Annotated in this window: 25 protein-coding genes; 21 read left to right on the forward strand and 4 right to left on the reverse strand. The window is 41.0% G+C overall.

Features of this window, described 5'->3' with window-relative positions; genetic code table 11:
• Nucleotides 1-11: 11 nt before the first annotated feature.
• From BM386_RS21635 to BM386_RS21655, 5 genes are all read left to right on the forward strand, one after another.
• Nucleotides 12-374: a winged helix-turn-helix transcriptional regulator gene (locus tag BM386_RS21635; protein WP_091698012.1), complete on the forward strand. Its 363-nt coding sequence runs from the start codon at nucleotides 12-14 to the stop codon at nucleotides 372-374.
• 233 nt (nucleotides 375-607) lie between these two features.
• Nucleotides 608-1,081, forward strand: a complete 474-nt coding sequence (locus BM386_RS21640; RefSeq protein ID WP_244545593.1) for a helix-turn-helix domain-containing protein — start codon at nucleotides 608-610, stop codon at nucleotides 1,079-1,081.
• A gap of 47 nt (nucleotides 1,082-1,128) precedes the next feature.
• Nucleotides 1,129-1,560, forward strand: coding sequence for a VOC family protein (locus tag BM386_RS21645; protein ID WP_091698016.1), 432 nt, complete (start codon nucleotides 1,129-1,131; stop codon nucleotides 1,558-1,560).
• Entirely contained in the window at nucleotides 1,544-1,999 is a 456-nt protein-coding gene (locus BM386_RS21650) for a DUF1569 domain-containing protein (protein ID WP_091698018.1), read from the forward strand. The genes BM386_RS21645 and BM386_RS21650 overlap by 17 nt, the downstream gene beginning before the upstream one ends.
• A gap of 109 nt (nucleotides 2,000-2,108) precedes the next feature.
• Nucleotides 2,109-2,525 carry a zincin-like metallopeptidase domain-containing protein gene (locus BM386_RS21655; protein WP_091698019.1) on the forward strand — a complete coding sequence of 139 codons (417 nt, stop codon included), beginning with the start codon at nucleotides 2,109-2,111 and terminating at the stop codon, nucleotides 2,523-2,525.
• Nucleotides 2,526-2,696: 171 nt separating this feature from the next.
• On the opposite strand, the gene BM386_RS21660 is transcribed toward BM386_RS21655, so the two are convergent.
• Together BM386_RS21660 and BM386_RS21665 are read right to left on the reverse strand one after the other, a co-directional pair.
• Nucleotides 2,697-4,010, reverse strand: coding sequence for a PepSY-associated TM helix domain-containing protein (locus BM386_RS21660; protein WP_170857152.1), 1,314 nt, complete (start codon nucleotides 4,008-4,010; stop codon nucleotides 2,697-2,699).
• A 17-nt stretch (nucleotides 4,011-4,027) separates the two neighbouring features.
• Nucleotides 4,028-6,493 (reverse strand): TonB-dependent receptor, encoded by a 2,466-nt coding sequence (locus BM386_RS21665; RefSeq protein WP_091698022.1) that lies wholly within the window; start codon nucleotides 6,491-6,493, stop codon nucleotides 4,028-4,030.
• Nucleotides 6,494-6,850: 357 nt separating this feature from the next.
• On the opposite strand from BM386_RS21665, the gene BM386_RS21670 reads away from it, so the two are divergent.
• The 4 genes from BM386_RS21670 to abc-f all read left to right on the forward strand — a co-directional run bounded on the left by BM386_RS21670 (nucleotide 6,851) and on the right by abc-f (nucleotide 10,420).
• Entirely contained in the window at nucleotides 6,851-7,351 is a 501-nt protein-coding gene (locus tag BM386_RS21670; RefSeq protein ID WP_091698024.1) for a hypothetical protein, read from the forward strand.
• Between the two features lie 91 nt (nucleotides 7,352-7,442).
• Nucleotides 7,443-8,171: an SOS response-associated peptidase gene (locus BM386_RS21675; protein ID WP_091698025.1), complete on the forward strand. Its 729-nt coding sequence runs from the start codon at nucleotides 7,443-7,445 to the stop codon at nucleotides 8,169-8,171.
• A gap of 58 nt (nucleotides 8,172-8,229) precedes the next feature.
• Nucleotides 8,230-8,418 (forward strand): CPBP family glutamic-type intramembrane protease, encoded by a 189-nt coding sequence (locus tag BM386_RS24170; protein ID WP_425285324.1) that lies wholly within the window; start codon nucleotides 8,230-8,232, stop codon nucleotides 8,416-8,418.
• Between the two features lie 412 nt (nucleotides 8,419-8,830).
• Nucleotides 8,831-10,420, forward strand: coding sequence for a ribosomal protection-like ABC-F family protein (gene abc-f, locus BM386_RS21685; RefSeq protein WP_091698028.1), 1,590 nt, complete (start codon nucleotides 8,831-8,833; stop codon nucleotides 10,418-10,420).
• A 212-nt stretch (nucleotides 10,421-10,632) separates the two neighbouring features.
• Here abc-f and BM386_RS21690 read toward each other — a convergent pair whose 3' ends face one another.
• Entirely contained in the window at nucleotides 10,633-11,340 is a 708-nt protein-coding gene (locus BM386_RS21690; protein ID WP_091698030.1) for a LytR/AlgR family response regulator transcription factor, read from the reverse strand.
• Nucleotides 11,337-12,131 carry a sensor histidine kinase gene (locus tag BM386_RS21695; RefSeq protein ID WP_091698031.1) on the reverse strand — a complete coding sequence of 265 codons (795 nt, stop codon included), beginning with the start codon at nucleotides 12,129-12,131 and terminating at the stop codon, nucleotides 11,337-11,339. The genes BM386_RS21690 and BM386_RS21695 overlap by 4 nt, the downstream gene beginning before the upstream one ends.
• A 200-nt stretch (nucleotides 12,132-12,331) precedes the next feature.
• Here BM386_RS21695 and BM386_RS21700 point away from each other — a divergent pair, with 200 nt between their 5' ends.
• The 12 genes from BM386_RS21700 to BM386_RS21755 all read left to right on the forward strand — a co-directional run.
• The gene (locus tag BM386_RS21700) at nucleotides 12,332-13,204 is read left to right on the forward strand and encodes an ABC transporter ATP-binding protein (protein ID WP_091698033.1); all 873 of its coding nucleotides are present in this window, start codon (nucleotides 12,332-12,334) and stop codon (nucleotides 13,202-13,204) included.
• A 12-nt stretch (nucleotides 13,205-13,216) separates the two neighbouring features.
• Nucleotides 13,217-16,504 (forward strand): M1 family aminopeptidase, encoded by a 3,288-nt coding sequence (locus BM386_RS21705; RefSeq protein WP_091698035.1) that lies wholly within the window; start codon nucleotides 13,217-13,219, stop codon nucleotides 16,502-16,504.
• 81 nt (nucleotides 16,505-16,585) lie between these two features.
• The gene (locus tag BM386_RS21710) at nucleotides 16,586-16,960 is read left to right on the forward strand and encodes a cupin domain-containing protein (protein ID WP_091698037.1); all 375 of its coding nucleotides are present in this window, start codon (nucleotides 16,586-16,588) and stop codon (nucleotides 16,958-16,960) included.
• 490 nt (nucleotides 16,961-17,450) lie between these two features.
• On the forward strand, nucleotides 17,451-18,515 hold the full coding sequence (locus BM386_RS21715; RefSeq protein WP_091698038.1) for a sensor histidine kinase: 1,065 nt from the start codon (nucleotides 17,451-17,453) through the stop codon (nucleotides 18,513-18,515).
• Complete coding sequence (locus BM386_RS21720) at nucleotides 18,512-19,270, forward strand: LytR/AlgR family response regulator transcription factor (protein WP_091698040.1); 759 nt, start codon at nucleotides 18,512-18,514, stop codon at nucleotides 19,268-19,270. Before BM386_RS21715 ends, BM386_RS21720 begins: the two co-directional genes overlap by 4 nt.
• Nucleotides 19,271-19,382: 112 nt before the next feature.
• Nucleotides 19,383-20,045, forward strand: a complete 663-nt coding sequence (locus BM386_RS21725; protein ID WP_091698041.1) for a CPBP family intramembrane glutamic endopeptidase — start codon at nucleotides 19,383-19,385, stop codon at nucleotides 20,043-20,045.
• Nucleotides 20,046-20,487: 442 nt separating this feature from the next.
• The gene (locus BM386_RS21730) at nucleotides 20,488-21,033 is read left to right on the forward strand and encodes a DUF2975 domain-containing protein (RefSeq protein ID WP_091698042.1); all 546 of its coding nucleotides are present in this window, start codon (nucleotides 20,488-20,490) and stop codon (nucleotides 21,031-21,033) included.
• Between the two features lie 2 nt (nucleotides 21,034-21,035).
• Nucleotides 21,036-21,242, forward strand: a complete 207-nt coding sequence (locus BM386_RS21735) for a helix-turn-helix domain-containing protein (RefSeq protein WP_091698044.1) — start codon at nucleotides 21,036-21,038, stop codon at nucleotides 21,240-21,242.
• Between the two features lie 212 nt (nucleotides 21,243-21,454).
• Nucleotides 21,455-22,921: a pyruvate kinase gene (locus BM386_RS21740; RefSeq protein ID WP_091698045.1), complete on the forward strand. Its 1,467-nt coding sequence runs from the start codon at nucleotides 21,455-21,457 to the stop codon at nucleotides 22,919-22,921.
• Between the two features lie 359 nt (nucleotides 22,922-23,280).
• On the forward strand, nucleotides 23,281-24,285 hold the full coding sequence (locus BM386_RS21745) for an aldo/keto reductase (protein WP_091698047.1): 1,005 nt from the start codon (nucleotides 23,281-23,283) through the stop codon (nucleotides 24,283-24,285).
• Nucleotides 24,286-24,357: 72 nt separating this feature from the next.
• Nucleotides 24,358-25,245 carry a helix-turn-helix domain-containing protein gene (locus tag BM386_RS21750; protein ID WP_091698049.1) on the forward strand — a complete coding sequence of 296 codons (888 nt, stop codon included), beginning with the start codon at nucleotides 24,358-24,360 and terminating at the stop codon, nucleotides 25,243-25,245.
• A 631-nt stretch (nucleotides 25,246-25,876) separates the two neighbouring features.
• Nucleotides 25,877-26,097, forward strand: a 221-nt coding sequence (locus tag BM386_RS21755) for a WG repeat-containing protein (RefSeq protein ID WP_139235967.1), incomplete at its 3' end; no start/stop codon positions are given.

Consider the following 26,097-nt stretch of genomic DNA (forward strand, 5'->3'; position numbering starts at 1 on the left):
AAATGTAAGTGATGACAAAAATAAAAAAGACATCAACCCATTTTCAAAACAAAAAGGAATTAGAGAATGAATGTGCTGAGGTTTTTGCTTCAAATATTATTGGCGGGCAATGGGCTTTAGCCATTTGTTGTTACCTGATAAACGGAAAGCATAGATTTGGAGAATTGAAAAAATGTTTACCCAATATAACAGAACGAATGCTTTCACTTCAACTAAGGAAATTGGAAGAAAATAAACTTGTGAAACGAACAGTTTATGCAGAAGTTCCGCCTCGTGTGGAATATGAATTAACCTCGATTGGCCATGAACTAAAACCTTTAATAAAAGAACTTGAAAACTGGGGTGTCAGATATAAAAAACACATCCGCAAGTAACTAGTATGGCCTCACAACAAAGACTTTCCTGGGTAATCAAAAATAAAGAAAACTGCCGCAAAACCGATTATATTTTATAGTAGGTTTGGCCTTTTTGCTAACAAAACACGAGTTACTCTGGCTTTCTAATCCTTCCATAAAAATAGTCTAGAGGATATTTTCCGGCTCCTGTAAGAATAAGCAAACTGAAAATTATCAGGTTCACAGGAAATGACCGTTCTAATAGCTATTAAGTGATCAAAATTGAATTAACAATGACAAAGGAGGAATATCCAAAAGTATATCTCTATCGAAGAGTGGTTCAAGCTAAACTGTTCATTGACTCAAACTATGCTGACAAAATTGATGTAGACAATATTTCTGATGAGGCTTATTTTTCAAAATTCCATTTCATCAGGCTTTTTAAGTCAATTTATGGAAAAACACCCCACCAATACCTGAAGTCAGTCCGAATTGAAAAAGCCCAACACCTGTTAAAAAAAGGACTTTCTGTGACAGAAGTATGCAGTTCGGTTGGTTTTGACAGCCTGTCTTCCTTTAGTGGTTTATTTAAACGAATGATTGGGGAATCGCCTTCTGCCTATTCAAAAAATTATAGAAAAACTTTTAGTGAAATCCGCAAAAGGCCTTTGGCATTTATTCCAAGTTGTTATGCGTCTCAGCATGGATGGACTGAGAATAGCAATTTTGAAGAAGTTGTGGAATAATTTCTTCCCTAGTATTGCATAGGATTTAATAAATAAAACAGAATGCTATGATTACTAAAATGACTATCACAAACGTCAATGTTATTGATCAGGAAAGTGCTTATGATTTCTATGTCAATAAGTTAGGTTTTGCTGTGGTGGATGATATTCCGATGGGTGATTCCAGGTGGTTGACGGTTTCACCTCCGGAGCAGCCCGACCTACAACTTGTTTTGTTTCCTGTTAAAGTGAGTAAAATGTTTCCAAAAGAGGTTGCTGAAAATTTAATTGAGCTAATCAGAAAAGGGGTTTTTGGATGCGGTGTTTTTACTTGTAAAGACATTTTTGCCACTTATGAGGAACTCAAGATGAAGGGTGTGGAATTTATAAAACCGCCAACAAAGGAGTTTTATGGGACGGAGGCATTGTTTAAAGACGATTCAGGAAATTTCTTTTCATTACAACCCATAAATAATTTCGGAGATGAAAACAGTATTTGATAAATCCACCAATGAGGAATTGATTAAAAGGATCAGTTCCCTTTCCGAAAAAAGTAAAGCTCGTTGGGGAAAAATGACTGTTTATCAGATGATCCGACATTTTAATTTATGGGACCAATGGGTATTGGGGATTGATAATGAAATTCTGTACAAACAGAGTTTTCTGGGTAAGATTATTGGGAAAATAATGCTCCATAGTACTGTCAAAGATGATAAACCCTTTGGGAAAAATATTCCTGCCGGTGCAAATTTTATAATTAAGGCGCGCAACGGGGATTTTGATTTTCAAAAAAGGAAGTGGATTGATTTAACTTCAAAATTTAAGACCTATAATAATCCTGATTTTATCCACGGGTTGTTCGGGAAAATGAATGAAGATCAAATCGGGATTTTTGTTTACAAGCATTATGACCATCATTTGAGGCAATTTGGAGTTTGAGCAACTTAAAGAAACCTTTCCCTTGCTTTTTTTGACCGATGCGGGATTGATGGGCCGCCATGTCATGTCCCAGCAGGGGAGATGGCCTAATGCCGATTCTGATTAGGAAATGCTCCGCGCTCCTGAGTTGGTCCATACCGGTTCCTCAGCTTACTACCGGGCAGATCTGGATCAGATTACCATGCCGGAGAAAAGGCTCTTTGCATCCGCTGAGCAATATTTTGGGGTACTGTACCATGAGATCTGCCATTCTACAGGGCACCCATCCAGATTAAACAGGGTAGGAGTTTCAGAACCTCAGCAATTTGCAAATGGATTTTACGCTAAAGAAGAATTAATAGCCGAGATGGGAGCAGGGTACCTGAATAACTTTACCGGGATATTGGATCAGAATCTGTTGGAAAACTCGGCAGCATACATCCAAAACTGGCTAAACGAACTTCGAAACGACAGGCACCTACTGATAGAGGCTGCCAGCAAAGCCCAGAAGGCCGTGGATTACATCCTGATGGAGGCTCCGTTTTAATAATAGAAGTTTGGCTCAAACAGATGGTAATTTGTTTGAGCCAGCTTTAATTTTTTTGTCACGGATTTATGAAGGGTTTTTTGGAAAAGTAATGTATTGCAAAAACCAATTTTCACTAGCCTTAAAGTGAGTGGTAAACTGTCCTGATTTGGTAAGGGTGGACGTAAACTGTTAGAGGGAATTTAAACTTTTACTCTTCTTAATGGACTTGGTAATTTTATAATCAAATACATACCAAGTGCCAACCGCAAATAAAGTTAATATCAGGGACACAAATGCAATTGAACTCCAGGAACTGGCATATCGGCTGATCATGAAGAAATACATATAACCTACAATCAATACAGCAAAGCCCCAGTTAACATACTTCCATTTTCCCATTACATTCGTGTTTTTCGCTTTTTTGGATGTGGCCTGTCTTTTCAAAGCAATCCAAATCCCTGTCAGCACCAAACCACAAATGGATAAGCCTCCCAGAAACCAAATAATCTTGGTAGTCAGACCGCCCCAATTGCCAAAATGCAACGGATCGGCTATATCATTCAGATACATGACTGTAGGAATGTTTTCTGCTTTCTGTACTCCTACCACCTGGTTGTCCAAAGGATCTACATAGACTCTGTTGGATCTTTTTCGTACCAATTGAACATGGCTTTTTCCCCGGATATAGATAGGTTGGCTGCTGTCCTTGCCAGGTACAATACCGCCGATTTTAAGGCCTGGAATAGCTGCCAGTGCTTGCTGCGCTGCCTGATCATAATCCAGCTGGTAGGAAAAAACAGTGGTGTCTGGGATTTCATTTGGTCTAATTTCGAGTTTAGGTGGGATAGGATTTGAAATATCAGATACATTGCCCAGGTTGGTCCGTTCTATAAAATACCAGATCCCTGTAATTGAGATTAAAAGGGCAAAGGGTAAGGACCAAAGACCGACTACCCTGTGTAAACTACGGAAGAAGACAAGAGGACCTTTTTTTTGCTTCAATTCCAGAAATTTTTGCCACCATTTCTTGTAGAAAACCAATGCGGTGATAAATGCTGTCATCAGGAAAAAGGCAAAAACCAACACCAGAAAATAGCCGATCTGGTAAAACGGCATAAACATGTAATAATGCAAATCCCTGAAAAAGCGCTGGAAAGTCACCGTGGTACTCCCGGTCACTTTTCCCTGATACGGGTCCACAAAGACATATTTTCTATGGCCATTTACTTCCACATAGGCTATGTCATTCAGATAGGGTTCTTCCGCCATCACCCAATAGGAAAGATTTCCCGTAGGGTATTCCTTGCGAATCTGATCAACCAAAAGATTGTAAGAAACTCTTTCGCCCTGCGGAGAAGCCCTAAGTCCCGGATAATACAACCAATCCATTTCATTGCTTATGGTAGCCATCGTGCCGGAAAAGCATACTATAAAAAATAGTATGCTCAACTTGATCCCAATCCAACTGTGGATTTTAAATAAGGTCTTTTTTTGAAGCTTCACAGGTTGGAAATTGAAGATCAGAATGTGTAAGAAACGGTAGTCATGATACTTCTAGGACTGCCCGGGAATGCGCGGAGCACATCATATCCTCCTACCCAATGTGTTTTATTGAATAAATTGTTTGCATTGACCTGAAACTGTACTTTTTCCAGTTTGTAGTAAAGCGCTGCGTCCACAATCCCATAGGCAGGAAATACATCCGGTTGGTCTGCCGAAACAATGGATCCAAATCGGTCTGATACGTAATTGTATCCCAGGCCTATGCCCAACCCATTGATAGAACCATTTTCAAATATGTATTTGGTCCAGAAATTAGCCGAGTTTTTTGGGGCATTTGGTTTTTGCCTCCCGACTACTTCTTCGATATCCGCCTGTGTGATCTTGGCATCATTAAAGGCATAGCCTGCCACTATGGACCAATTAGGAAGAATGTTTCCGCTAAGATTCAATTCTACGCCACGGGATTGCTCTTCTCCCAGCTGTAGCATTAATTCAGGGTTGTCCGGGTTGTTGGCATTATACAGTCCGCCGCGCTCTTTGATCTGATAGAGAGATACCGTCCCGCTCACTCTTTTATTGAACCATTCTGTTTTGGCTCCTACCTCAAACATTTCACTGGTCAAGGGATCAAATGGACCCCCTGCGTCAGGATTGATAATTCCTGCGGCTTCCTGAGGCTGGTAGCCCTGCACCCAGGTCCCATAGAGGTTGATCCTTGGGTTGATTGTGTAAACCAAACCTACTCTGGGTAATAGAGCCTGTTGTTTTACCTCTTCTTCCTCTGGGCTGTTGTAGTTGAGTAAATCCTGAAAGTATTCCTGACGAAGTCCCAACAATACTTTTAACGGACCGATTTCAGACTGATTTTGGAGGTAAATCCCATGAGTCTGCTGCAAGTACTGGTTATAGGTCACTTGATTATAAATGTATTTGCTCATATCCCGGATTCCATTGGAGATAGGGGAGGTGAGATCAAAGTGGGCAACGTTGGTCAGCGGGTTTCCCTCAGCATCGAGCTGGTAGTTGTCTCTGTTGTCAGGATTGTAGCTGTTGACTGCATTTCCGTTTTTTAACAAATAGGTTCTTGCTTCGAGTTGGGATCCTCCCGGCAATTGCTCTTGACGGAAATAATCATAGCCGATCAATGCGGTGTTTTTTATGCTGCCTAGGTTGTAAGCTGCATTGAGGTAATTATTAAAAGCATTGTTGTTCCAGGAGCGTTTTCTGATAAATACCCGCATAGCCACTTTGGTGTCATCCAGTGACCCATCCCCTAAAGCAGCAAATTGGTTGGAAGTTCTATGCTCCAACAGGTCTTCTGTATAACTGGACAACTGATAGGTACTATTGAAGCTGATGGCCTCCGAAAAATTGTGGAGTAAAGATACCGTGGCATTAATCGTGACTTCGTTGAGGTAATCATTGATGGCACTCAATGAGGTGGTGATAGGGGTAGTCGTTAGATCCCGGTTTCCAAATGCTGCCTGTCCTCTGTCTAATCTGCCTTTGGAATCCTGATAGACAATATCAAAATTCAAACTGGTATGGGCAGTTGGCAAAAATGCAAAGGAAGGAGCAATTACCAAATTTCGGCTAAACTGTAAGTCCCTGAAGCCGTCTGAGTTTTCAAATCCAAGATTCAATCGGTAGAGCAGTTTTTTGTCCTCGGACATGGCCCCTGTAAAATCCGCCAAAGCACGGATGGTATTGAAGCTTCCCACGGTAGTGGAAATTGATTTTCTGGATTCTTCCAACGGTTTTTTGGTCACTCTGTTGATGGATCCCCCGGGAGAAGCATTGCCAAACAGGGCGGAAGCAGGTCCCTTGATTACTTCCACGCGCTCGATATGCGGGATTAACTGTGGTTTCCAAAAGCTGGTGAATGTACGCATGCCATTCAGGAGTGTCCCTGAATTCCGCTGACCCTGGATTCTAAAACCCCGTATGCTTATGTCATTGTAAAAAGAGAACTGGTTGACACCCGGTACGTTTTTGACTACATCATTGACTGTGAAAGCGACCTGGTCCAGAATCAGTTCTTTGGTAACGAAATTGATGGTAGAAGGGACGTCCTTGATAAGGGAGGCTGTTTTGGTTGAAGAAAAGGTTTCTTTATTGTCGTAGCCCACTTCTCTTCGGCCTACGATTTCTACTGTTTGCAGACCGAGTTGTAATTCAGACATACGAAAGTTTTCTTCCAAAATCTGTCCTTTCTCAAGGTTGATTTCTCTTGTCTGCTTTTCATAGCCGATGGATGAAACTATCAAACTGTATGCACCTGGATTCACTTCTGAAATGGAAAATTCTCCATTAGCGTCGGTAATGGCGCCTTGTTTGGTGTTTTTCAGGCTGATATTGGCAAATTCCAAAGGACTTCCTGTTGCATCAGTCACTTTTCCTTTTATACCTGCACTTTGTGCGAAAGCAGAAATAACTCCAAGTGGAAGGATAAAAATCAGCGTGAGGAGTATGATTTTCTTCATAATAAGCTTAATTAGATTAATTATAAATAATAGCAAAAATAAGGCTGGCTTCTTTAAAAATCCTAGTCTTATTTAGACTATTTCTACATAATTTATCTAATGCTCTGATTATAAGTTGTTTTTGGTGGATAGCTAGGTGCTATTAACAAAAACGGGCTGTGTTAACTCAGAAACGACAAGCACTTACTGATAGAGGCTGCCAGCTTAGCACAGAAGGCGGTGGAATACATCCTGATGGAGCCGCCATTTTAGAACTAGGGGAGCGATCCCCCTTTTTTGTTCATGCCCTGTAGCGTTAACAAAACGTTATTCGTAACCGGTATATAAGTTCATACATTAATTTATATCCACTCCACTATGAAAAAGCAATTTTTACTATTGACGATACTGGCATTGGCACTTTACTCCTGCGAAAAGGAGGATAACGTTCCATCGGTTTTTTTGGAAGGAACTTATCATGGTGTGTTAGAATCCTCAGAAGGCAACCCGGTTTATTCCAGTGAAATAACTTTTTCCAGATCAGGCAATGTACTGATTGAACACTTCATTACCCGAGCTAATTCTGAAGTGCGATGTTTGAGAGGCTATAGCGAGGGAACATATTCTCTGAAAGGAGAGGACTTTACGTTTTCATTTACTTCTTCTTTGGGGCCAGATCCAGCAACTTTTGATATCTCTGATGGATGCGTACCCAAAGACCAATTGGTAAGTAATCTTAACCCAACAAATCCTACGCAAACAGGAACCTTGGTTTTAAATGATTCAGAGGAATCATTTTTATTGGAATACACCTGTAATGATATGTTGGGGGGCATGAATAATTGTATCGGAGCTCAGATTTTCACAAAGGTGGAGTAAGCATCAGTTGCATCACTTGTATATTAGATTGTAAGCTTATGGTAGAGGGAATATTTGTGCTATTTTAGGGTATGATCAATTCTAAAGCAAGATGTGCTACCATGTAAACCAGTCTTCTCTGGATTTTGATGAGGATTTCAAAGTTACCGTTCCTGAGTATTTTGTGAAGGACGGTACAGATCGCTATCACTTGAACGGTTTTGCCCATCCCAAGCTCTGGGTGATTGCTTCCGATGAGCCTGGGGAACTCCAGCAGATGGAGTGGGGACTGATTCCCTTCTGGGTGAAAAATGCCGAGCAGGCTGCGGATATTGCCAATAAAACCCTCAATGCAAAGTCTGAAACGGTATTTGAACTGCCATCCTTCCGGGCAGCCATCAAGCAGCGCAGATGTATAATCCCTGTTTCCGGATTTTATGAATGGAGACATTTTAAGAGCAAGACTTATCCCTATTTTATTTATCCGGAGAATAGCAAGGTGTACCTGTTAGCTGGACTCTGGGAAGAATGGACGGATAAGGAAACAGGAGAAATCAGAAAGACTTGTTCTATCCTTACCACTGCTGCCAATGGCATGATGGATCAGATCCACAATACCAAGAAAAGGATGCCTCTGATTTTGGATAGCGTAGGTGCCGGGGAATGGCTGAACTCTGGATTGGTTAAAGAAGAAATTGAATCTTTAATGAGCCCACTTGAGGCATCAAAGATGAAAGCCCACACGATCAGTAGGCTGGTGACTTCCCGTACTGAAAACTCTAATGTGGCCGAAGTGGCAGCGAAAGAGGAATACGAAGAACTTCCCGAACTGCTTCCTTAAACAGGCTCTTATGAATTGATTTCCGGCAGGTCTTCCATTCCAAAACTCAAAGCTGGGAATATGGGTATCGGCTGGCTTGTCCGTGCTGCTTTTTGCAGTAGGGCATATGCCTTCAACAAGTTTGGATTGGTTCGATATTTTGGTTCCACCTGTTCTTTATACCGCATTGCTTCTCTATTCCGGCCGATTGACGGCTTCAATTGTTGCTCATGGGGTTTATAACCTACTTACTATTCTGCTGGTGTAGTATAGGTATTATTTGTAGCAGATTAATAAACCTGAAGGAATTGTTTGACGGCTATGAACAGGAGAGTTTCGGTAAGATATTGTTAGTCAATCCATTCATGCATATGCTCTATTGCAGCCCAGTAATCAAGTATAGGAAAAGGGATTTATGCTAAAGAATCAACTAACCTATATACCTTAAAGCTCCATGATGTAGAAGCTGGCTGATTATTGGAATACTAGGTAAAACCTGAGTATTTCATCCTGGTGTAGCGGTATGCATTTTACTCCCAACCTAGAATTTTATATATTTGCCACCGCAAAAACAGGAAATACGCCTAGTAGTATGTGAAAATTAATTTCTTTCAGAACATTTAAAGACAGCAAACCGCAATGCAGTTTGTCCGATTGTTTACGCTTTAAAGAAAGAAATCATGTTGACTACGCAACACCTTTCCTATATACTTCCCAACAAAGACTTACTGTTTACTGATGTTAACTTAACAGTAAACTCCCATGAAAAGATTGCCTTGATAGGCAATAATGGATCGGGGAAATCCACCCTGCTAAAAATCATAGCAAAAGAGATCCAAACCTACGGAGGCCAACTCAGCGTTGATGTCACCCCATATTTTATTCCCCAGATTTTCGGGCAATTCAATCACCTGACAGTTGCGCAGGCTTTGGGTGTCGAGGATAAACTCTTTGCCCTGCAAGCTATTCTAGCAGGTGATACCTCAGCCCATTATTTTACCACGCTGAATGATGATTGGACTATTGAAGAGCGTTGTAGTGAGGCATTGAGTCTCTGGGGTATCGGAGATCTGGACTTGAATACATCGCTTCAAACACTAAGCGGAGGTCAAAAAACAAAGGTTTTCCTTGCCGGCACTTCCATTCATGGATCTAAATTTATTCTGCTGGATGAACCCAGCAACCATTTGGATCTGTCAGGCAGAGAATTGCTTTATGATTTTATAAGATCTTCCAAAAGCACCATGCTCATTGTAAGTCACGATAGAAAGTTACTTAATCTGCTGGACAGAGTAGCTGAACTGAGCAGGAGCGGTGTGAAAATATATGGTGGCAATTATGATTTTTATGCAGAACAGAAAGAAGTTGAAACCAAGTCCCTTAGCCTGGATATCCAAAGTAAAGAAAAGGCCTTGCGGAAAGCCAAAGAAAAAGAACGGGAGACTGCAGAACGTCAACAAAAATTGGATAGCCGGGGCAAAGGGAAGCAGGAAAAAGCAGGAGTATCCCGAATTATGATGAATACCCTGCGGAACAAAGCAGAGAATAGTACCTCAAAATTAAAAAATGTCCATACCGAAAAGATTGGAGGGATCTCCCAAGAATTAAAATCCTTGCGGGCAGCCGTGCCCGGTATTGACAAAATGACTTTTGGGTTTGATAATTCCCAATTGCACAAGGGCAAAGTCCTCTTTTCAGCTTCTGACATCAATTTCTACTACGGGAAGCAACCTCGCTGGAGAAATGATCTGAAATTTCAGATTACCAGTGGTGATCGCCTAGCAATTAAAGGAAAAAATGGCTCAGGGAAAACCACATTAATAAACCTGATTTTGGGGAGTTTAGAACCAACATCAGGCAGTGTTTACCGCGCCGAAATTAAGTCGGTTTACATTGATCAGGAGTACTCCCTGATCGATAACTCATTGAATGTGTACGATCAGGCACAACAATTCAATGAATCCTCCTTGCAGGAACACCAAATTAAAAGTAGGCTAAACAGATTTTTGTTTACAAAAGAAGAATGGGTCAAACCCTGCAGTGCGCTAAGCGGTGGAGAAAGGATGCGTTTACTTCTTTGTTGTTTAACGGTTTATAGTTCTTCTCCTGATATTATAATCCTGGATGAACCGACCAATAATCTGGATATCCAGAATATTGAAATATTGACCGCCGCCATCAATGAATACCAAGGAACCCTGATTGTGATATCCCACGATGAAACGTTTTTGGAACAGATTAAGATTGAAGGAGAAATATCATTAAACTGATCAAAATCAAACAAATGAATCTTAGGAATTCAAGCTCCCTATTATTGCCCAAACCGCTCCAAGAGGGATATTATCAGACATTAGGTGCGATTAAAAAAAATATTCATGCTCCCGATTATCGTTATCGGTAAATCGTCATTGTATTAAAACTAAGCATTGAATATTTTAAGGATTTTGGAAAACAACCCAAAGATCTACGGGATACGCATATTCTATTCTTTTAAAAGCTGGTCTAGCTGTGCTCTGAAAGACTTACTTATAGGCACGGTGTATTTATCAATAGTGATTTGGTTTCCCTCAATGCTTTTGATGTGTTTTTGCGACACCATGAACGACCGATGCACCTGGACCAGACCACCCGTTGGGATATGTTCTGTAAGCGAAGACAAGTTCCCTCGTATCGTAATAACTTCTTCTTTCAACACTATTTTTACATAGTTCCCGGAAGCTTCAACAAAGAGAATTTCATCCAGTTCGATTTGTACATGTTTGCTGTTTGTGCGCAGAAAGATTCTACCTGCCTTTGTTTCCGAAGCTTCCTCATGGGGGATAGGAACTGGTTTGGAAGGTTGTAAACTTGCCTTATTTACAGCTTTTACAAATCGCTCGAATGAGAAAGGTTTCAGCAAATAATCCACTACATTCAGTTCATAGCCTTCCAATGCATATTCTTTGTAAGCAGTCGTTACGATTACCTTGGGCGGATTAGGAAGTGTTTTAAGAAATTCAAAGCCACGAAGCTTGGGCATATTGAGATCAAGAAAGATCAAGTCAATAGGATTACTATTGAGATATTCAATTGCTTCAATAGCATCGTAGCAATCCTTCATTACCTGCAGGTTGGGAAGCAGTGCGCAATATTTTCTGATGATGTCATGGGCGACAGTTTCGTCATCCACTATAAGGCATTTAATACTCATAGCATTAGCTTAAGTCTGATCTTGTATAGTCCGGTAGGGTCCAGGTTTGTTTCAAGTTCATATCTATTCTGATAGACTAATTCCAGTCTCTTTTTCAGGTTTTTTAGCCCAATACCTTTACTTTCATCCATCTCCTCAATATCAAAGTTGTTTTCGATTTCAAAATCAACAAGCTGATTTGTGGCTTTCAAGCGAATGCGAACAAATGCATTGGACCTTAGTTTTTCCACGCCATGTTTAAAGGCATTTTCCACTAGTATGATGAACAGCAGTGGCATGACTTGAATGTATTGGTCGTCCGCATCTACATCAAAACGAATGGAAATCTCCTTATGATACCTCATTCGATGTAGATCCATGTAGTTGTCCAGATATGCGATTTCATCAGCCAAAGTCACAAAATCATTTTGTCCCTCATAGATACTGTAGCGCATCATGTCAGCCAGTTTGAGGATCAGCTCTTGGGCTTTCTCGGTGTCCTGGCCGACCAGACCATAGAGGTTATTCAAGGTGTTGAAGAAAAAGTGCGGATTTACCTGGCTTTTCAAATGCATTAATTCAGCTTGCTTTTTTTCTTTTTTGAGCCTTAGGATAGCTTTTATTTGGATCACCAACCATCGGATCATCCAGACTGCCATGGAAGTGAAAAACAAAAGTGAGAAAACCACTAACTCATCGGTCTCTCCAAAAGCATCATTGAAAACCAAAATTAAAATGGTGGTTATAATAAAAAAATAAGGCACAAGCCTTTTGAGAAATTGCTTGTTGAAAGGTTTTTGAAAGAAAATCATCCTGCGAAATTAATCAAAAACCTACAGGCATTGGGTCATTGTTGCAGACGTATGCATGGGTGTGACGGATTAGCTAAATATAGGTACGAAGTTCTTTGACCCCGGAATTTCACTGATCCAAACCACCTAGCAATACGTCTATCCCAGTTCTTTTTTCTACCCTTTTTCTCCACCTAACCTTGTGTTAAAAATAACGACACATGGACAATCTGATTATTTCTGACCTTTCCAAAACGTACAAAAACGGGGTAAAAGCACTTCAGAATATTTCATTGCAAATACCAAAAGGCATGTTCGGACTGCTGGGGCCTAATGGCGCGGGGAAGTCCACACTCATGCGTACGATTGCAACGCTTCAAGAAGCTGACCACGGCGAATTGATGCTTGGCGGACTCAATATTCAAACACAACCTAATGAACTGCGAAAAATATTGGGTTATCTGCCACAGCAATTTGGTGTATATCCAGCGCTATCTGCAGAAATGCTTTTGAGCCATCTGGCGGTGTTGAAGGGAATTATGAACCGAAAAGAGCGTAAAGATATTGTACTCGCTCTACTTAATAGGGTAAATCTCTATGAAGTGCGGAAGCAAAAATTGGGTGAGTTCTCTGGGGGAATGAAGCAGCGTTTTGGTATTGCCCAGGCATTGCTGAATAATCCGAAGCTTTTGATTGTAGATGAACCAACGGCAGGTTTAGATCCTGTCGAGCGAAACCGGTTCTACAATCTTCTAAGTGAAGTGGGGGAGCAAACTATTGTTATCCTCTCCACCCATATTGTTGATGATGTGAAAGAATTATGCACCAAGATGGCCATCATCAACAAAGGCCAAGTGGTCATACAGGGAAATCCCATCGAAATAATAGCAAGCCTCAATGGGCGGTTGTACGAAAAGACAATTCAAAAATGTGAGTTGGAACATTACAAAAATGAATATCAGGTAATCAGTGATCGCCTGTATTTAGGAAAACAGTTGGTGCATGTGCTCAGTGACTCCCATCCTGGGTCTGACTTCAAGCCCATTGAAGCCAATCTGGAAGATGTGTACATGACTCAAATTTTTAAATCCTAATCTCAATTCCTCATGCTTTACGAGTTTTTCATATTCGAATTTAAGTACCGATTGAAGCGACCGGAAACGTATTTCTTTTTCCTGCTTTTGTTTTTATTCTCTGTAGTAGGCACTGAATTCGTTTTTCAGGGGATTGATTTAGGATTGGTGAAGAAGAATTCTCCACTGGTCATTGCTAAAACCATGGGGGCAATTACAGGCTTGTCGATGATCATTGCTTCGATGATTATGGGTGTTCCTGTACTGAGGGACTTTCAGTACGACGTTACTTCCCTTATTTATGTCAATCCAATCTCCAAGAAGGAGTATTTAGTGGGACGTTTCTTGGGATCCTTTCTTGTACTACTCTTTATTTTCAGTGGGATACTTTGGGGAATGATGATTGGAGAATTTATGCCCTGGAATGATCCAACCGAGTTTTTACCTTTTCGATACATCAATTACCTGCAGCCCTTTTTATGGGTTGTTTTACCCACCTTGTTTTTTGGCGCCTGCGTGTTTTTTGCGACTGGTGCCCTTAGCAAAAATCTGATGGTGGTTTACACGCAAGGTGTGGTCATATTTGTTTTGTTCATGATTACCAAAGGCATTACTAACGAGACGCTTCAAGCCTTGCTGGATCCTTTTTCCCTTACCACATTGACAAAGGCAAGTAAGGAGTGGACGGTTGCGGACAGGAATTCTCTGCTTATTCCTGTGTCAGGTATTATGCTGCTCAACAAACTCTTCTGGACAGGGATTGGGATTTGGGTGTTGACAGGTGCCTATATCAAGTTCAAGCTGATGGTGGTAAATGAAAAGGCTTTTTATAAAAAGCAGATTCACAAAGTCAAATCCTTACCGCATACATTTTCCAAGAGGCTGCCTGCTGTATCTCCTGTATTTCATCTTAATGCGCAGATCAGACAGCTACTACTCAACACTTGGTTTCATGGCGTTTCCATACTCAAGCTCAAATCCTTTTGGGCAATTATCCTGTGCTGTTTCATCATTATTCTTGTGAATTCTGTTAGCCTGGGCACCTCCTATGGCGTGGATAGTTATCCAACCACTTATCTTATTATCGAAGAATTACGGGAGATGTCCATTTACTTTTTCATGATCATCCTGGTTTTTTATTCCGGTGAAATCATGTGGAAGGAACGGGACGTAAAGCTTGACCTCATTCATGATGCTACTCCTATTTCCAGTATGGTGAATGTGGGTAGCAGGTTCCTTGCATTACTGCTCATCTATGCCATTGTCATGCTTTCACTCACTGCAGCAGGGATGCTGTTTCAGACATTAAATGGCTTCCATAACTACGAATTGAAGGTTTATTTCTTTGGGTTCTTTTTGGAGTTATTTCCATTTCTGGCCTTATATACCTTTGCGGCGATGTTTTTTCAGGCGCTTACCGGAAATAAGTTTATGGGCATGCTCGCCACCATCGCGTTTGCTATCATCAATGTAGGCATTGGCGTTTTCGGTTTGGAACATGCCTTACTCAATTTTGGTGGACATGCGCTGTCCACTTACTCGGATATGAATGGTTATGGCCACTTTCTGCCTGCCTATCTCTGGGTGAAACTGTATTGGGTCTTGTTTGGAGTGCTGCTCCTGATCTTCGCCGGTATGTTGATGGTTAAGGGCAACGAAACGGGCTTGGGAAAACGATGGATAAGTGGACTCAAGCAAACTGGAAAACCTCTCGCAGTTTTTGGTTTAGGTTGCTTCATACTCTTCCTCAGTGTTGGAGGGTATATTTTTTACAATACCAATGTGCTGAATGAATTCTGGACAAAAGGTGAACAAATCAGTTTCAGAGCGGAATACGAAAAGTCACTGAAGCAGTTTGAATTTATTCCACAGCCCAAAATAATAGATGTCAAACTCACTATAGACCTATTCCCATCCAAAAGAGCCTATGAAGTAGCAGGATATTATCTTGTCACCAATACATCCCAAGAACCCATCCATGAAGTCCATGTTCAAAAGCTAATCGAGTCAAATGTGGAACTAACGGATGTGGCCTTTGATCGCAGCATGAAGATAAACAACTCGTATTCTGACTATCATTATGCCATCTACGAATTAAGCGAATCTCTAGCCCCCGGTGATACGCTGAGAATGAATTTCAGACAAACCTTAAATCCAAAGGGGTTTGAAGCAGATAATTCCGTTTCGGATGTGGTATATAACGGGACCTTCTTCGACAATGCTGAATTGCCGAGTTTTGGTTATCAGAAAAAATATGAGCTGCAGGATGAGGATGATCGAGCCAATTTTGGGCTGGCTACAAGATTCCATAAAGCCAAACGCAATGACGCGAGAGAATTGGTAAATGCCCGTGGTGGAAGTGATTCAGATGGTACCAACTTAGAAGTAATAATCAGTACAGAAGCGCCACAAACAGCTTTGACCTCCGGTGATTTAGTGGCAACATGGAATAAGGAGGATCGTAATTATTTTCACTACAAAACCAATCAGCCAATCATCCACTTTTATCCCTTTGTATCAGCTCACTATGAGGTAATGAGAGATAGCACTATTCCATCTGGCAATACGGTGGAGGAAGTGGTGGATTTGGAGATTTATTATCACAAAGGACATGAATACAACCTCTCACGGATGATGGAATCGATGAAAATGTCGTTGGATTATTTTAGCAGGTATTTCAGTCCGTACCAATACAGACAACTTCGAATCGTGGAGTTTCCAAGGTATCGAACTTTCGCCCAATCCCTACCTGGCATCATTCCTTTTTCGGAGGCCATCGGTTTTATTTTGGACATTGATGATGAAAAAGATGTGGACATGGCTTTTTATGTTACGGCGCATGAAGTGGCTCACCAATGGTGGGGCTTGCAACTCGAAGCTGCCAACGTGCAGGGACAGCACATGATTTTGGAAGCCCTGGCACAGTATTCAGCCATGATGGTGCTCAGGGAAAAATATGCGGATGAAAAAGTCCAACAATTTCTGAAACTCCAGTTGGAGGACTACACAGAAGCTACTATTAAGTCCAGTATAGAGGAGCTGCCTTTAGCCTTGGTTGAAAATGAAGAACACATCTACTACAATAAAGGAGCGCTGGCTATGTACGAATTCCAAAGGCAGATAGGCGAAAAAAATGTGAACCTTGCTTTACAGAATTTTCTGAATGATTGGCATTCTTTCGATAATCTAAAAAAGCCCAGTCGCTATGCAACCACCTTAGACTTAATCCAGTATTTTCGAGAAGTGACTCCTGATTCTAAGCAACATATTATTTCAGATCTGTTTGAACAGGTTAATACTATTGGGCAAGATCCGGGTTGAGCAGAATTCTATTTACTACGAAAGGGGGGGCTGGATAAACTTTAACCAGGAACACTACCTAATCCTAAAAACCAGAGAACTATGAAAGAAATCAAACCCATCAACATTTTGGAGAAATTCTCCATGTTTGAAAAGCTCTGGACTCCACATATCATCGGGGAGCTCAATGGACAATATGTCAAGCTTTGTAAACTCAAAAACGACTTTGTCTGGCACAGTCACGATAATGAAGATGAACTGTTTATGGTGTTTAAAGGGACCCTTCTCATGGACTTTCGGGATGGCCGGACCGTGGAAGTCAAGGAGGGAGAGATTCTGATTGTCCCCAAAGGAGTGGAACACCGTCCACATACTAACGGAGAAATCGTTTTGAATCTGCTCTTTGAGCCGAAGACAACCGCTCATACCGGGAACGTGGATGCTGAGGTAACGGTAAAAGAATTAGGGTGGATTTAAGTTAAGTCAAGTCAACGAATGTCCATATTCTAAGGGTAAAACAAGATTTCCTCCAAGTGTCACACAAGAGGATATTTAATGTCCCTGTGTACTGACTGGACTATATAGTGAAGGATTGGGGGAATCCAGGTATAATCCATTATAAATGGCAGAAACATTCAAAATGATAGCTTTTGAGCAATTGATGGCGTTTTTCAGCTGACACTAGTCCAAAGGATGAAAAGCACTCTTTACATTTCAGGAAAGCCTCACAGAATGCCATCTTGGACTTAAAACCGCAGATTTAAGGTTTTATAGTATGATGGATAGAAGCTTAAAGATTCCTGAACAGGAACACACCTGAACTGATATTAAGATGGACGGCATAGCCCTTTATGTCATCAAACTTTTTCAATTCAAACCCGATTAACGATGATTCAACTCAAAGTACTTTCGTAAGTTGAGCCCAGTATAGAGATTTACGTCGAAATGAGTAGAAATTGGGATTTGAATGATCACAAATAAATACAAGCGGATAGAATACCTGGGGTTTGATGATAGATGGTTTGCTGCCATTGGTGTGCTGCTGTTGGGCTTGTCAGCTTCATACCTCTTTAATCTAACAGTAGTTCAGCTTAGTACTATTGAACTCATCATCACCTTTGTAGCTTCTTTATTTTTTTCAGCTTCTGATTGGCTGATCAATAGGTTGATCTTAATACGCTTAAGAATTATTTATCCCAGCTTAAAGGATAGTGCCAAGCGGGTAACGCTGCTTTTTATTGGGACTTTACTAACTGTAACTATTGTTGATTTTGTTGGGGTCAGTTTAATCTCCCTGTTCGTGGAGAATGTCAGCTATGATTTTCAGGAAAGGGCCAGGTCATTGGTCGTCATCGTTTTTCTCACGACCATGATAATGGCCATTTATGAAGCTATTTACTTCTTCGTTCTTCTTAAAAAATCAGTCAGAGAAGAAGAACAGGCAAAGCAAGCGATCATTCAAGCCGAACTTGACACCCTCCGAAATCAGGTTCAACCCCATTTTTTCTTCAACACCTTGAATACCTTGCGGGATATAATTGACCAAAGCCCCAGGGAGGATGCGAAGCAATTTGTAGATAAACTATCGGATATCTATCGCTTTTTGTTGGAATCAGGAGACACCAATTTGATTTCATTAAAGGCGGAGCTGAAGTTTGCCAAAGCTTATATGCATATACAATCAGAACGGTTTGGTGACAACCTGAAATTGAATTGGAACATCCCTATAGCGATCGAAGATAAAATTATTGCACCCATGAGCCTCCAATTGCTCTTGGAAAATGCCATTAAACACAATGTTATTTCCAGGTCTAGGCCACTGGAGATCAACATTAGTATTGCAAATGGTTTTATTGTAGTTACTAATAAAATCCAAAAAAAATCCACACAACTCCCTTCTACTAAGGTGGGGTTAGAAAATATTAAAAAGCGCTATGCGCTCATTACAGACAGACCAATTGAAATAGAGAATGACGGCCATCTGTTTTCCGTTTCGCTCCCGTTGTTGGATACTAGCTTGCTTGAAGAATGACTACCAAAATCTTAATCATCGAAGACGAAATTAGGGCTGTTAGCCAGCTGCAATTAATGTTGACAGCCTGCGGCTTTAGATTCGAATTGCTCGAAATCATTGATACGGTAGAAGATGCGGTGATCTGGTTTCAACAGAACGACAGCCCGGATCTGGTATTCATGGATATTCAGTTAGCCGATGGGTTGAGCTTTGAAATTTTTCAGAAAACAACCGTAAAGGCTCCAATTATCTTTACAACGGCCTTTGACCAATACGCCATTCAGGCCTTCAAGGTCAACAGTGTGGATTATTTACTGAAGCCTATACAAAAAGATGACCTTAGCAAGGCACTTGACAAATTCCTCCAATCCAACAGTTCTGCTACGGTGGATACTGCTACGTTAACCCAACTACTCCGTGACCTTCAAACGCCTGCCGAAAGAGATGGGATATTGGTTAAATCAGGGAATGGATTTGTACAGCTTAAAATTGCTGATTTACTGTATTGTTATTCTGAGGATAGCATCACTTTTGGCGTTACGCATCACAAACGATTTATTATTGAAGAGACTATAGATGAGTTATTCAGTACACTGGATCAAACAAAATTCTTCAAAATCAACCGGGGACAGATAGTCGCTAAATCTTCCATTTTGAAATTGGAGCCTTATTTCAACCATCGGGTAAGGCTTTCTGTGAGCAACCCAAGAGAGCAGGAATTCATCGTAAGCAGGTCAAAAACCGGCGATTTTAAGAATTGGATGAACGGGTAATCTGTCGGCTATCGCAATTCAACCGACATTTACGATAGTCCAGTTTAAACAGCTTTCTAGGTAGGTAGCATAAATTGATATTGCCCTTGTATCAATTTAAAAAAGCAGAAAGATGAATAAATTATCGCTAAAGCAAGTCATACTTCCCATAGCTACCCTCGCCATTGTTATCTTCATGTACTTTGGCCCGATCACCCGGACCGCTTTTGAAAATGTCATTATTTCCTTAGTGATAATTGCGGCTAATTATTTTGAATACAAGGGAAAACCATTTTCAGCACTTGGATTTTATCGTGATAAATTCACTGCCAAAAACCTCTTTGTGCTTGCCCCCTTGGTAGCCTTTGGGCTTTTTGTTTTGTATGTATTCGCCATAGTGCCCGGAGTCGAAATGCTCACGGGAGTTCCTATTGATTATTCAAGTATGCGTCACTTGGAAGGTGATCTTCCAACCACTGTTGTTTGGTTGTTAATCGTGTGGGCTACTGCTGCATTTGGAGAAGAAATTATTTTTCGCGGCTACTTAATGCGACAGTTTGTCAAATTCTTTGGGGAAAGCAAAATCAGTCTAGTGATTAATATTCTGATATTTTCCAGTTTTTTTGGTTACATGCATATGCAGCAAGGGATCACCGGACAGATAGTCGCTGCATCTACCGGATCTCTCCTATGCATTATATTCTACCTGCGCAAATACGATTTGTGGTTTAATATCATGGTTCACGGTTTTTTCAACACCTTAGGAATGCTCAGCTTTTATTTTGGAATTGCTTGATTCTTTAGTTTTACTCTTACTCAAGCTGCTTACTGGCAATTGATTTTAAGTAAGCAGAAAGAGAACGCAATTAAATTAATTTGAGAAAGTTGAGACTTGCTTTAAAGCCAATTGGAGTAATATAAAGCCAAGGGACAAAGCCAAGGCTTTTTTCGCCCTAGTAGCAGGAATGATGGAAGGAATAGCATTCAGCGACTACTTTAAATTCAACTAGATGGAGGTTAACCGTCGCAAGCCTGCCTAATCTTCTAAGTGACCTGGGGATATTCACGGGACTAAACATCAACTTCCTATGGAGTTTAAAAGCATTACCTATAGCGCATGATGTTTGGTGTCTGCTATGTGATTGTGAAGCTGCTGTTATTCAATTATTAAAAATTGATATTTAATTATTGTTTTACGATAAATTTTTATAGACTTGCAATAATAAAACTTACATACAATGAACAGAAAAACAGCAAGCACAGGTAAGAAGGGAGCCTCCTTTACTGTCATTTACATGATTGGAGTCATTTTTGCCACCACCAAATTGATCGATTATCTTCAGTGGACTTTTCAGTTGATTAAGAAATGGGATCTACCCGATGAACCATTTTTTTCTAAGGTGGTACTCATGAACAATACGGTTGAGATTTCAACCACTGCCTATCTTGTGTTTGCATTGGCTTACATCCTGGTTTTTGGATTTATTATTTTGGGGCTTTACCAACTCAACAGAACCACTAAGTTGTTTGAGGGGAATAGTGTTTTTCAACCCGAAGTGAGTGTGTCTTTTAAGAGAGCAGGGAAATCATTCCTAGCTTTTGCTTTCGGTACATTCATTATAGACGTTGCTTTTTTGGCTTGGGCTCATACCTCCAGTAGAGTAATGGATTTGTTATCTACCGAGTTATTGGTGTTTCTGATTTTGGGATACCTGATGTTCTTTTTGGCCGATGTTTTTAAAGAGGGGATTACGCTGCAGGAGGAAAACGATTTAATAATTTAATTGTGCCAATCATAGTAAACCTGGATGTGATGCTTGCAAGGAGAAAAATGCAATCGAAGGAATTGTGTGAGATTCTTGGAATCACCCCTGCAAACCTTTCGATTTTAAAAACCGGAAAAGCCAAGGCCATTCGTTTTACCACGCTCGAAGCTATTTGTGAGGCGTTGGACTGTCAGCCGGGAGATATTATAGAATATAAGAAAGAATAAAATCTGCAGCTAGTTTTTATAGTTAATTCACCTTGGGATTCCACTTGCTTTGCATGTCCTATTTGCAATGCTTATAATTGGACTATGACCAGCTACAGCAAGTCATGACCTGTAGTTTTCAAATGTGATTCACATACAGTTTGGTGTCCAAATATAAGTTTCGGCTTTTGAAGAAAACGGTTAAAGAGATAGTAGAATAAGACATATGTGATATGGAACCCAATCTTGAAGAAATAACCGTAGCGCTTTCAGCGCTGGAGTCAGAAATGTCCAGCATCCCCGGAGAGTTTGCAGAGATCTTATCACATATTCACCCGGACCGATTACTATCAGCGCAAAACTTGCTGAAATACCTCGTTTTAAGAAAGACCGATATCCAACAGTTGCAAAATGATTTGCACCTGATGGGACTTTCCTCGTTGGCAAGTTGTGAGAGTCACACGCATTTCCAGCTCCAATCCACTATGGAGCGTCTTGGACGGGAGTTTGAAGTAAAGGATCAAAGTACAGCCCAATACGGCAGTGATAGGATCAGTCAGACGGGCGAGGTGTTATTTGGGCATACGCATCAGGAATGGCCTTCTTCCATCATGGTAACTATGGATCCGGCTTTCTTGGCAAAGAAGCATGCCATCCGTGATCTATTGCGAAACGGTATGGCTGTCGCCAGAATCAACTGCGCGCATGACAGTGAGGAGGTATGGGAGAAAATGATTTTGAGAATCCGGAAGGAAAGTGCCCAGGAAAATATAGAATGTAAAATCCACCTTGATCTGGCTGGACCCAAACTGCGGGTTGTTCTGCTCCAAAAGGGAAAAGAGGAAGGGAAAGTGAAAATAAAGCAGGGACAAACTATCTGGTTGGCTGAATCCCAGGAAAAATTTTCTAAGAAAGATGTGGTAATCAGTCCAGGTGAACCCGGCGTGATCTCTGCCCTGAAGGTCGGGGAGAGAGTATTTATAGACGATGGGCTGATAATGGCTACCGTAGAGGAGTTGCTGGAGCGGGGAGTCCGTCTAAAAATAGCACGGGATTCCTCCAAAAAATCCAAAATCAAGGCAGAAAAAGGGATTAATTTTCCAGACTCAGATTTGCCTATTTCATCCTTGACAGACTATGATATCGCCTGTCTTCCTTTTGTGATGAGCCATGCAGATACAGTAGGTTTTTCCTTTGTACGTAAGGCTTCTGATCTTCAAAAACTACGGGAAGAACTCGCCTCTTTTTCAAGTGATGTTCCCCCGGTTATTTTAAAAATAGAAACCAAAGAAGCGGTGGACAACTTGCCCCACTTACTTTTGGAAGGAATGAAACATCCCCATTTTGGTGTGATGATCGCTAGGGGAGACCTGGCAGTCGAGATTGGTTTTGAAAGGCTGGTGGAAATTCAGGAAGAAATTTCCTGGCTTTGCGAAGCCGCCCATACACCGGTGATCTGGGCTACCCAGGTCTTGGAAAGTCTCCATAAATCCGGTATTGCTAGCCGGGCAGAAATCACAGATGCAGGAAGGGCTTCAATGGCAGAATGCATTATGATCAATAAAGGGGATCATACCCTGCAGGTACTCAAAACACTCCGGGAAATCGCAGAAAGAAGCCGTAGCCTGAAGATGAAAAACCGGCTGGTATTCCGGGAATTGGGGATTGCAAAGAATTTTTTCCAATCTCGGTCTAGTTAGTAATTGACATGACTGGTTTATTAAGGAATACAGTTATTAATCCGGGTAATAGTGCAAAGCTATCTTCGGTGATTAGGTGTCCTTTTTTAACCTATACCCTGCAGCTTATAAAAGTATGTATAGCTCGCGCTAAACTACCCACCCATTTTATGATGAAAATGTTGGTTTAGTGGGTTGCTGAGGTGGATTACCGATTTCCTTCTATTCTAGCCAGGTTTTCCGATAATTTTTCTTTGCTGGATTTATAAATCTTACCTATTGCGTATGCCATCCTTGATTTGCATACATCATTCGTGGTTTTGCAAACAGGGGTGAGGGTACTTTAGCTGAACTTTGTCCTAACATTAAAACAAAGATTTATGGATATCAAGAAAATAGAATTAGGAAGTCAGGGACTTCGTGTTCCGAAAATCGGATTGGGTTGTATGGGTATGACGGGCTTTGAAGAAGGCAATATGTATGGCAAAGCAGATGAGAAAGAAGCGATAGCTACGATTCACAGATCTTTTGAACTAGGCAGTAATTTCCTGGATACAGCAGATCTTTATGGGCCGCTCAAAAATGAGCAGCTTATTGCTAAAGCGATCAAGGGAAACAGGGATAGATACGTCCTTGCTACCAAATTTGGCTGGGAGATAGACGATACAAACAAAGTGACCTGGGCGATTAATGGTACCAAGGAATATGTGAAAAAGGCGGTGGAGCGCTCCCTGAGAAACCTGGATACCGATTACATTGACTTGTATTACCTGCACCGACTGGATAAAAATACCCCTATTGAGGAGACCATCGAGGCTATGAGCTTGCTGGTGAAAGAAGGAAAGGTGGGCTATTTAGGTCTCTCTGAGGTATCATCCGATACAGTCAGAAGAGCTCATACAGTTCATCCCATCACCGCTGTACAGAGCGAATATTCTTTGTTCGAGCGTACAGTGGAGGAGCGTGGGGTGCTACAAACCTTGAAGGAACTGGGGGTAGGTTTTGTCGCCTACTCGCCTTTAGGCAGAGGCTTTTTGTCAGGGAACATTCGCAGCATAAGTGATTTGCCTGAAGATGATTTCCGAAGGGCAATCCCACGCTTTCAGGAAGCGCATTTCCACAAGAATATTGAATTGGTCAAATTAATAGAGACCATGGCGGAAGAAAAGGGAATTACCTCCTCACAGCTGGCGTTAGCATGGATCATGTGCAAAGGTATTTTGCCAATTCCTGGAACCAAGCGTAGAAAATTCTTGGAGCAGAATATAGCTTCGGTAGATGTCAAACTAAGTCAGACTGAGCTTACCCAGTTGGAAAGTATAGTCCCTCTGGGTACTGATACAGGCTTGCCCTATGATGAGTTTAGCATGGGACTTATTGATTAACTTGTGCTGGCGGCTGCATTTCATCATGCATCCGCTTTCTTCGGATATTGCTTTACCAGTAAAACCTAGACCATGAATACCATAAAATCTATATCAGAATTTCACCGCTTGCTGTCGTTGCCGGAGCCCAAGCATCCCATGGTGAGCATGATTAATCTAGCAGATAGTATCTTTATAGAAGACGAGGTGTGGAAAGGTTTTGTGAACAGATTTTACTGCGTTGCATTAAAAAGGGAAGCAAAAGGCAAAATAAAATATGGACAGCAACATTACGATTACGATAAAGGAGTCTTAAGTTTCACAGCGCCCAATCAGGTTCAACAATTAGACCTTCAGACCATGGAGTGCGGCTCAGGATATCTATTGATTTTCCACCCGGATTTTTTGATGAAGCATCCCCTTGCCCAGAGCATGAGCAGATATGGATTTTTCTCTTATGCAACCAATGAAGCGCTTCATTTGTCGGCAGAGGAGGAAGAGGACCTTATTTCGATTCTCAAGAAAATAGATAAGGAGTGTGCACCTATCGATAGGCATACGCAGGAAATTATTCTTTCCCAGATTGAATTGCTCTTGAATTATTCAAAACGATTTTACGAGCGGCAGTTCATCACCCGGCAAACAGGCAATCATCAGTTGCTAATCAACTTTGAACAGGTAGTTAACAAGTATTTTGAAACTGAGCAAACAGGCTTGTTGACTGTTCAGTATATAGCAAAGCAAATGAATTTGTCACCGAATTACCTGAGTGACCTGTTACGTGTCCATACCGGGCAAAACACACAGCAACACATTCATGAAAAATTAATTGAACGAGCGAAGGAACAACTTTCCTCATCCAATTTGTCAATTAGTGAAATCGCTTATGCCTTAGGCTTTGAGCAGTCCCAGTCTTTCAGTACCCTATTCAAAAAGAAAACCAGGATGTCCCCGTTGGAATTTCGCCAGTCTTTCAATTGATGTTTTGATGTAATAAAAAAACCAATTGAGCTTAAAAACTTATCATTGATGAAAATCCGCCTTAATGATACTAGGCATATCAAATAAAAGGCACACCTAACTAGGGCCTGCTGAAAAACGCCATGAATAGATTAAAATCTATTTTTTTGAATGATTAGCCCATTTTTTATGCGAGCGGTTTTTCAGCAACTGCAAGCTTTTTGACGACTATAGGTCGTTATCCAGGCACGTGAAAATCCCTATTTTGGGATTTTCAAGCTAGCCTCAGCCATATCATCTTCTACGTTGGCCTCATTCGAAGTATAAGCATACATCTTCACTCGGCCGCCTTGAACCTGGCATGCCTGAGACTTTTTCAGCAAGCCCTAACTAATGAGCTATTGTGAGCTCTGTGCGGAACAGGATTTCAGTACGGTAATGCACTCTTTAGACTGCTTTTTTTCCGTCAGACTGGTTGGTGAATATGAAACTAAATTCTAAGCTTTGACGAGACTACCTTTACTTCTCACTAGTTGTTATTTATAATTTAGTGAAAATTGGTAAATTAAGCCTTGTTAGAGAAAATTGGAACTGGAAGGCTACTAATTGAAAGTGCTGTTGTTCCTTATCAAAATAAGAAAAACGTAGATCTATGAAACGAATTTTTTTAATCGCTTTAATCAGCTTTTTGCTTATCGATTATTCCTATTGTCAGAGTCTAGCTTATGACAACGTAGGAAGCTTTGGATCGCACGGAATCGGATGGGCACTGGTTCAGAAAGATCAGAAGGTTGGATTCATCAATACCAAAGGGGAAGAAATTGTCCCGATAAAATATGATAACATTGGGAATTTTGGATCTCATGGAATCGG

The organism is Algoriphagus locisalis, from assembly GCF_900116615.1.
GTDB classification, from domain to species: domain Bacteria; phylum Bacteroidota; class Bacteroidia; order Cytophagales; family Cyclobacteriaceae; genus Algoriphagus; species Algoriphagus locisalis.

Coding starts and splice junctions, on each gene's coding strand:
- BM386_RS21635 (WP_091698012.1), top strand. CDS start 12: ATGACAAAAATAAAAAAGACATCAACCCATTTTCAAAACAAAAAGGAA.
- BM386_RS21645 (WP_091698016.1), top strand. CDS start 1,129: ATGATTACTAAAATGACTATCACAAACGTCAATGTTATTGATCAGGAA.
- BM386_RS21650 (WP_091698018.1), top strand. CDS start 1,544: ATGAAAACAGTATTTGATAAATCCACCAATGAGGAATTGATTAAAAGG.
- BM386_RS21655 (WP_091698019.1), top strand. CDS start 2,109: ATGCTCCGCGCTCCTGAGTTGGTCCATACCGGTTCCTCAGCTTACTAC.
- BM386_RS21665 (WP_091698022.1), bottom strand. CDS start 6,493: ATGAAGAAAATCATACTCCTCACGCTGATTTTTATCCTTCCACTTGGA.
- BM386_RS21670 (WP_091698024.1), top strand. CDS start 6,851: ATGAAAAAGCAATTTTTACTATTGACGATACTGGCATTGGCACTTTAC.
- BM386_RS21675 (WP_091698025.1), top strand. CDS start 7,443: ATGTGCTACCATGTAAACCAGTCTTCTCTGGATTTTGATGAGGATTTC.
- abc-f (WP_091698028.1), top strand. CDS start 8,831: ATGTTGACTACGCAACACCTTTCCTATATACTTCCCAACAAAGACTTA.
- BM386_RS21690 (WP_091698030.1), bottom strand. CDS start 11,340: ATGAGTATTAAATGCCTTATAGTGGATGACGAAACTGTCGCCCATGAC.
- BM386_RS21695 (WP_091698031.1), bottom strand. CDS start 12,131: ATGATTTTCTTTCAAAAACCTTTCAACAAGCAATTTCTCAAAAGGCTT.
- BM386_RS21700 (WP_091698033.1), top strand. CDS start 12,332: ATGGACAATCTGATTATTTCTGACCTTTCCAAAACGTACAAAAACGGG.
- BM386_RS21705 (WP_091698035.1), top strand. CDS start 13,217: ATGCTTTACGAGTTTTTCATATTCGAATTTAAGTACCGATTGAAGCGA.
- BM386_RS21710 (WP_091698037.1), top strand. CDS start 16,586: ATGAAAGAAATCAAACCCATCAACATTTTGGAGAAATTCTCCATGTTT.
- BM386_RS21715 (WP_091698038.1), top strand. CDS start 17,451: ATGATCACAAATAAATACAAGCGGATAGAATACCTGGGGTTTGATGAT.
- BM386_RS21720 (WP_091698040.1), top strand. CDS start 18,512: ATGACTACCAAAATCTTAATCATCGAAGACGAAATTAGGGCTGTTAGC.
- BM386_RS21725 (WP_091698041.1), top strand. CDS start 19,383: ATGAATAAATTATCGCTAAAGCAAGTCATACTTCCCATAGCTACCCTC.
- BM386_RS21730 (WP_091698042.1), top strand. CDS start 20,488: ATGAACAGAAAAACAGCAAGCACAGGTAAGAAGGGAGCCTCCTTTACT.
- BM386_RS21740 (WP_091698045.1), top strand. CDS start 21,455: ATGGAACCCAATCTTGAAGAAATAACCGTAGCGCTTTCAGCGCTGGAG.
- BM386_RS21745 (WP_091698047.1), top strand. CDS start 23,281: ATGGATATCAAGAAAATAGAATTAGGAAGTCAGGGACTTCGTGTTCCG.
- BM386_RS21750 (WP_091698049.1), top strand. CDS start 24,358: ATGAATACCATAAAATCTATATCAGAATTTCACCGCTTGCTGTCGTTG.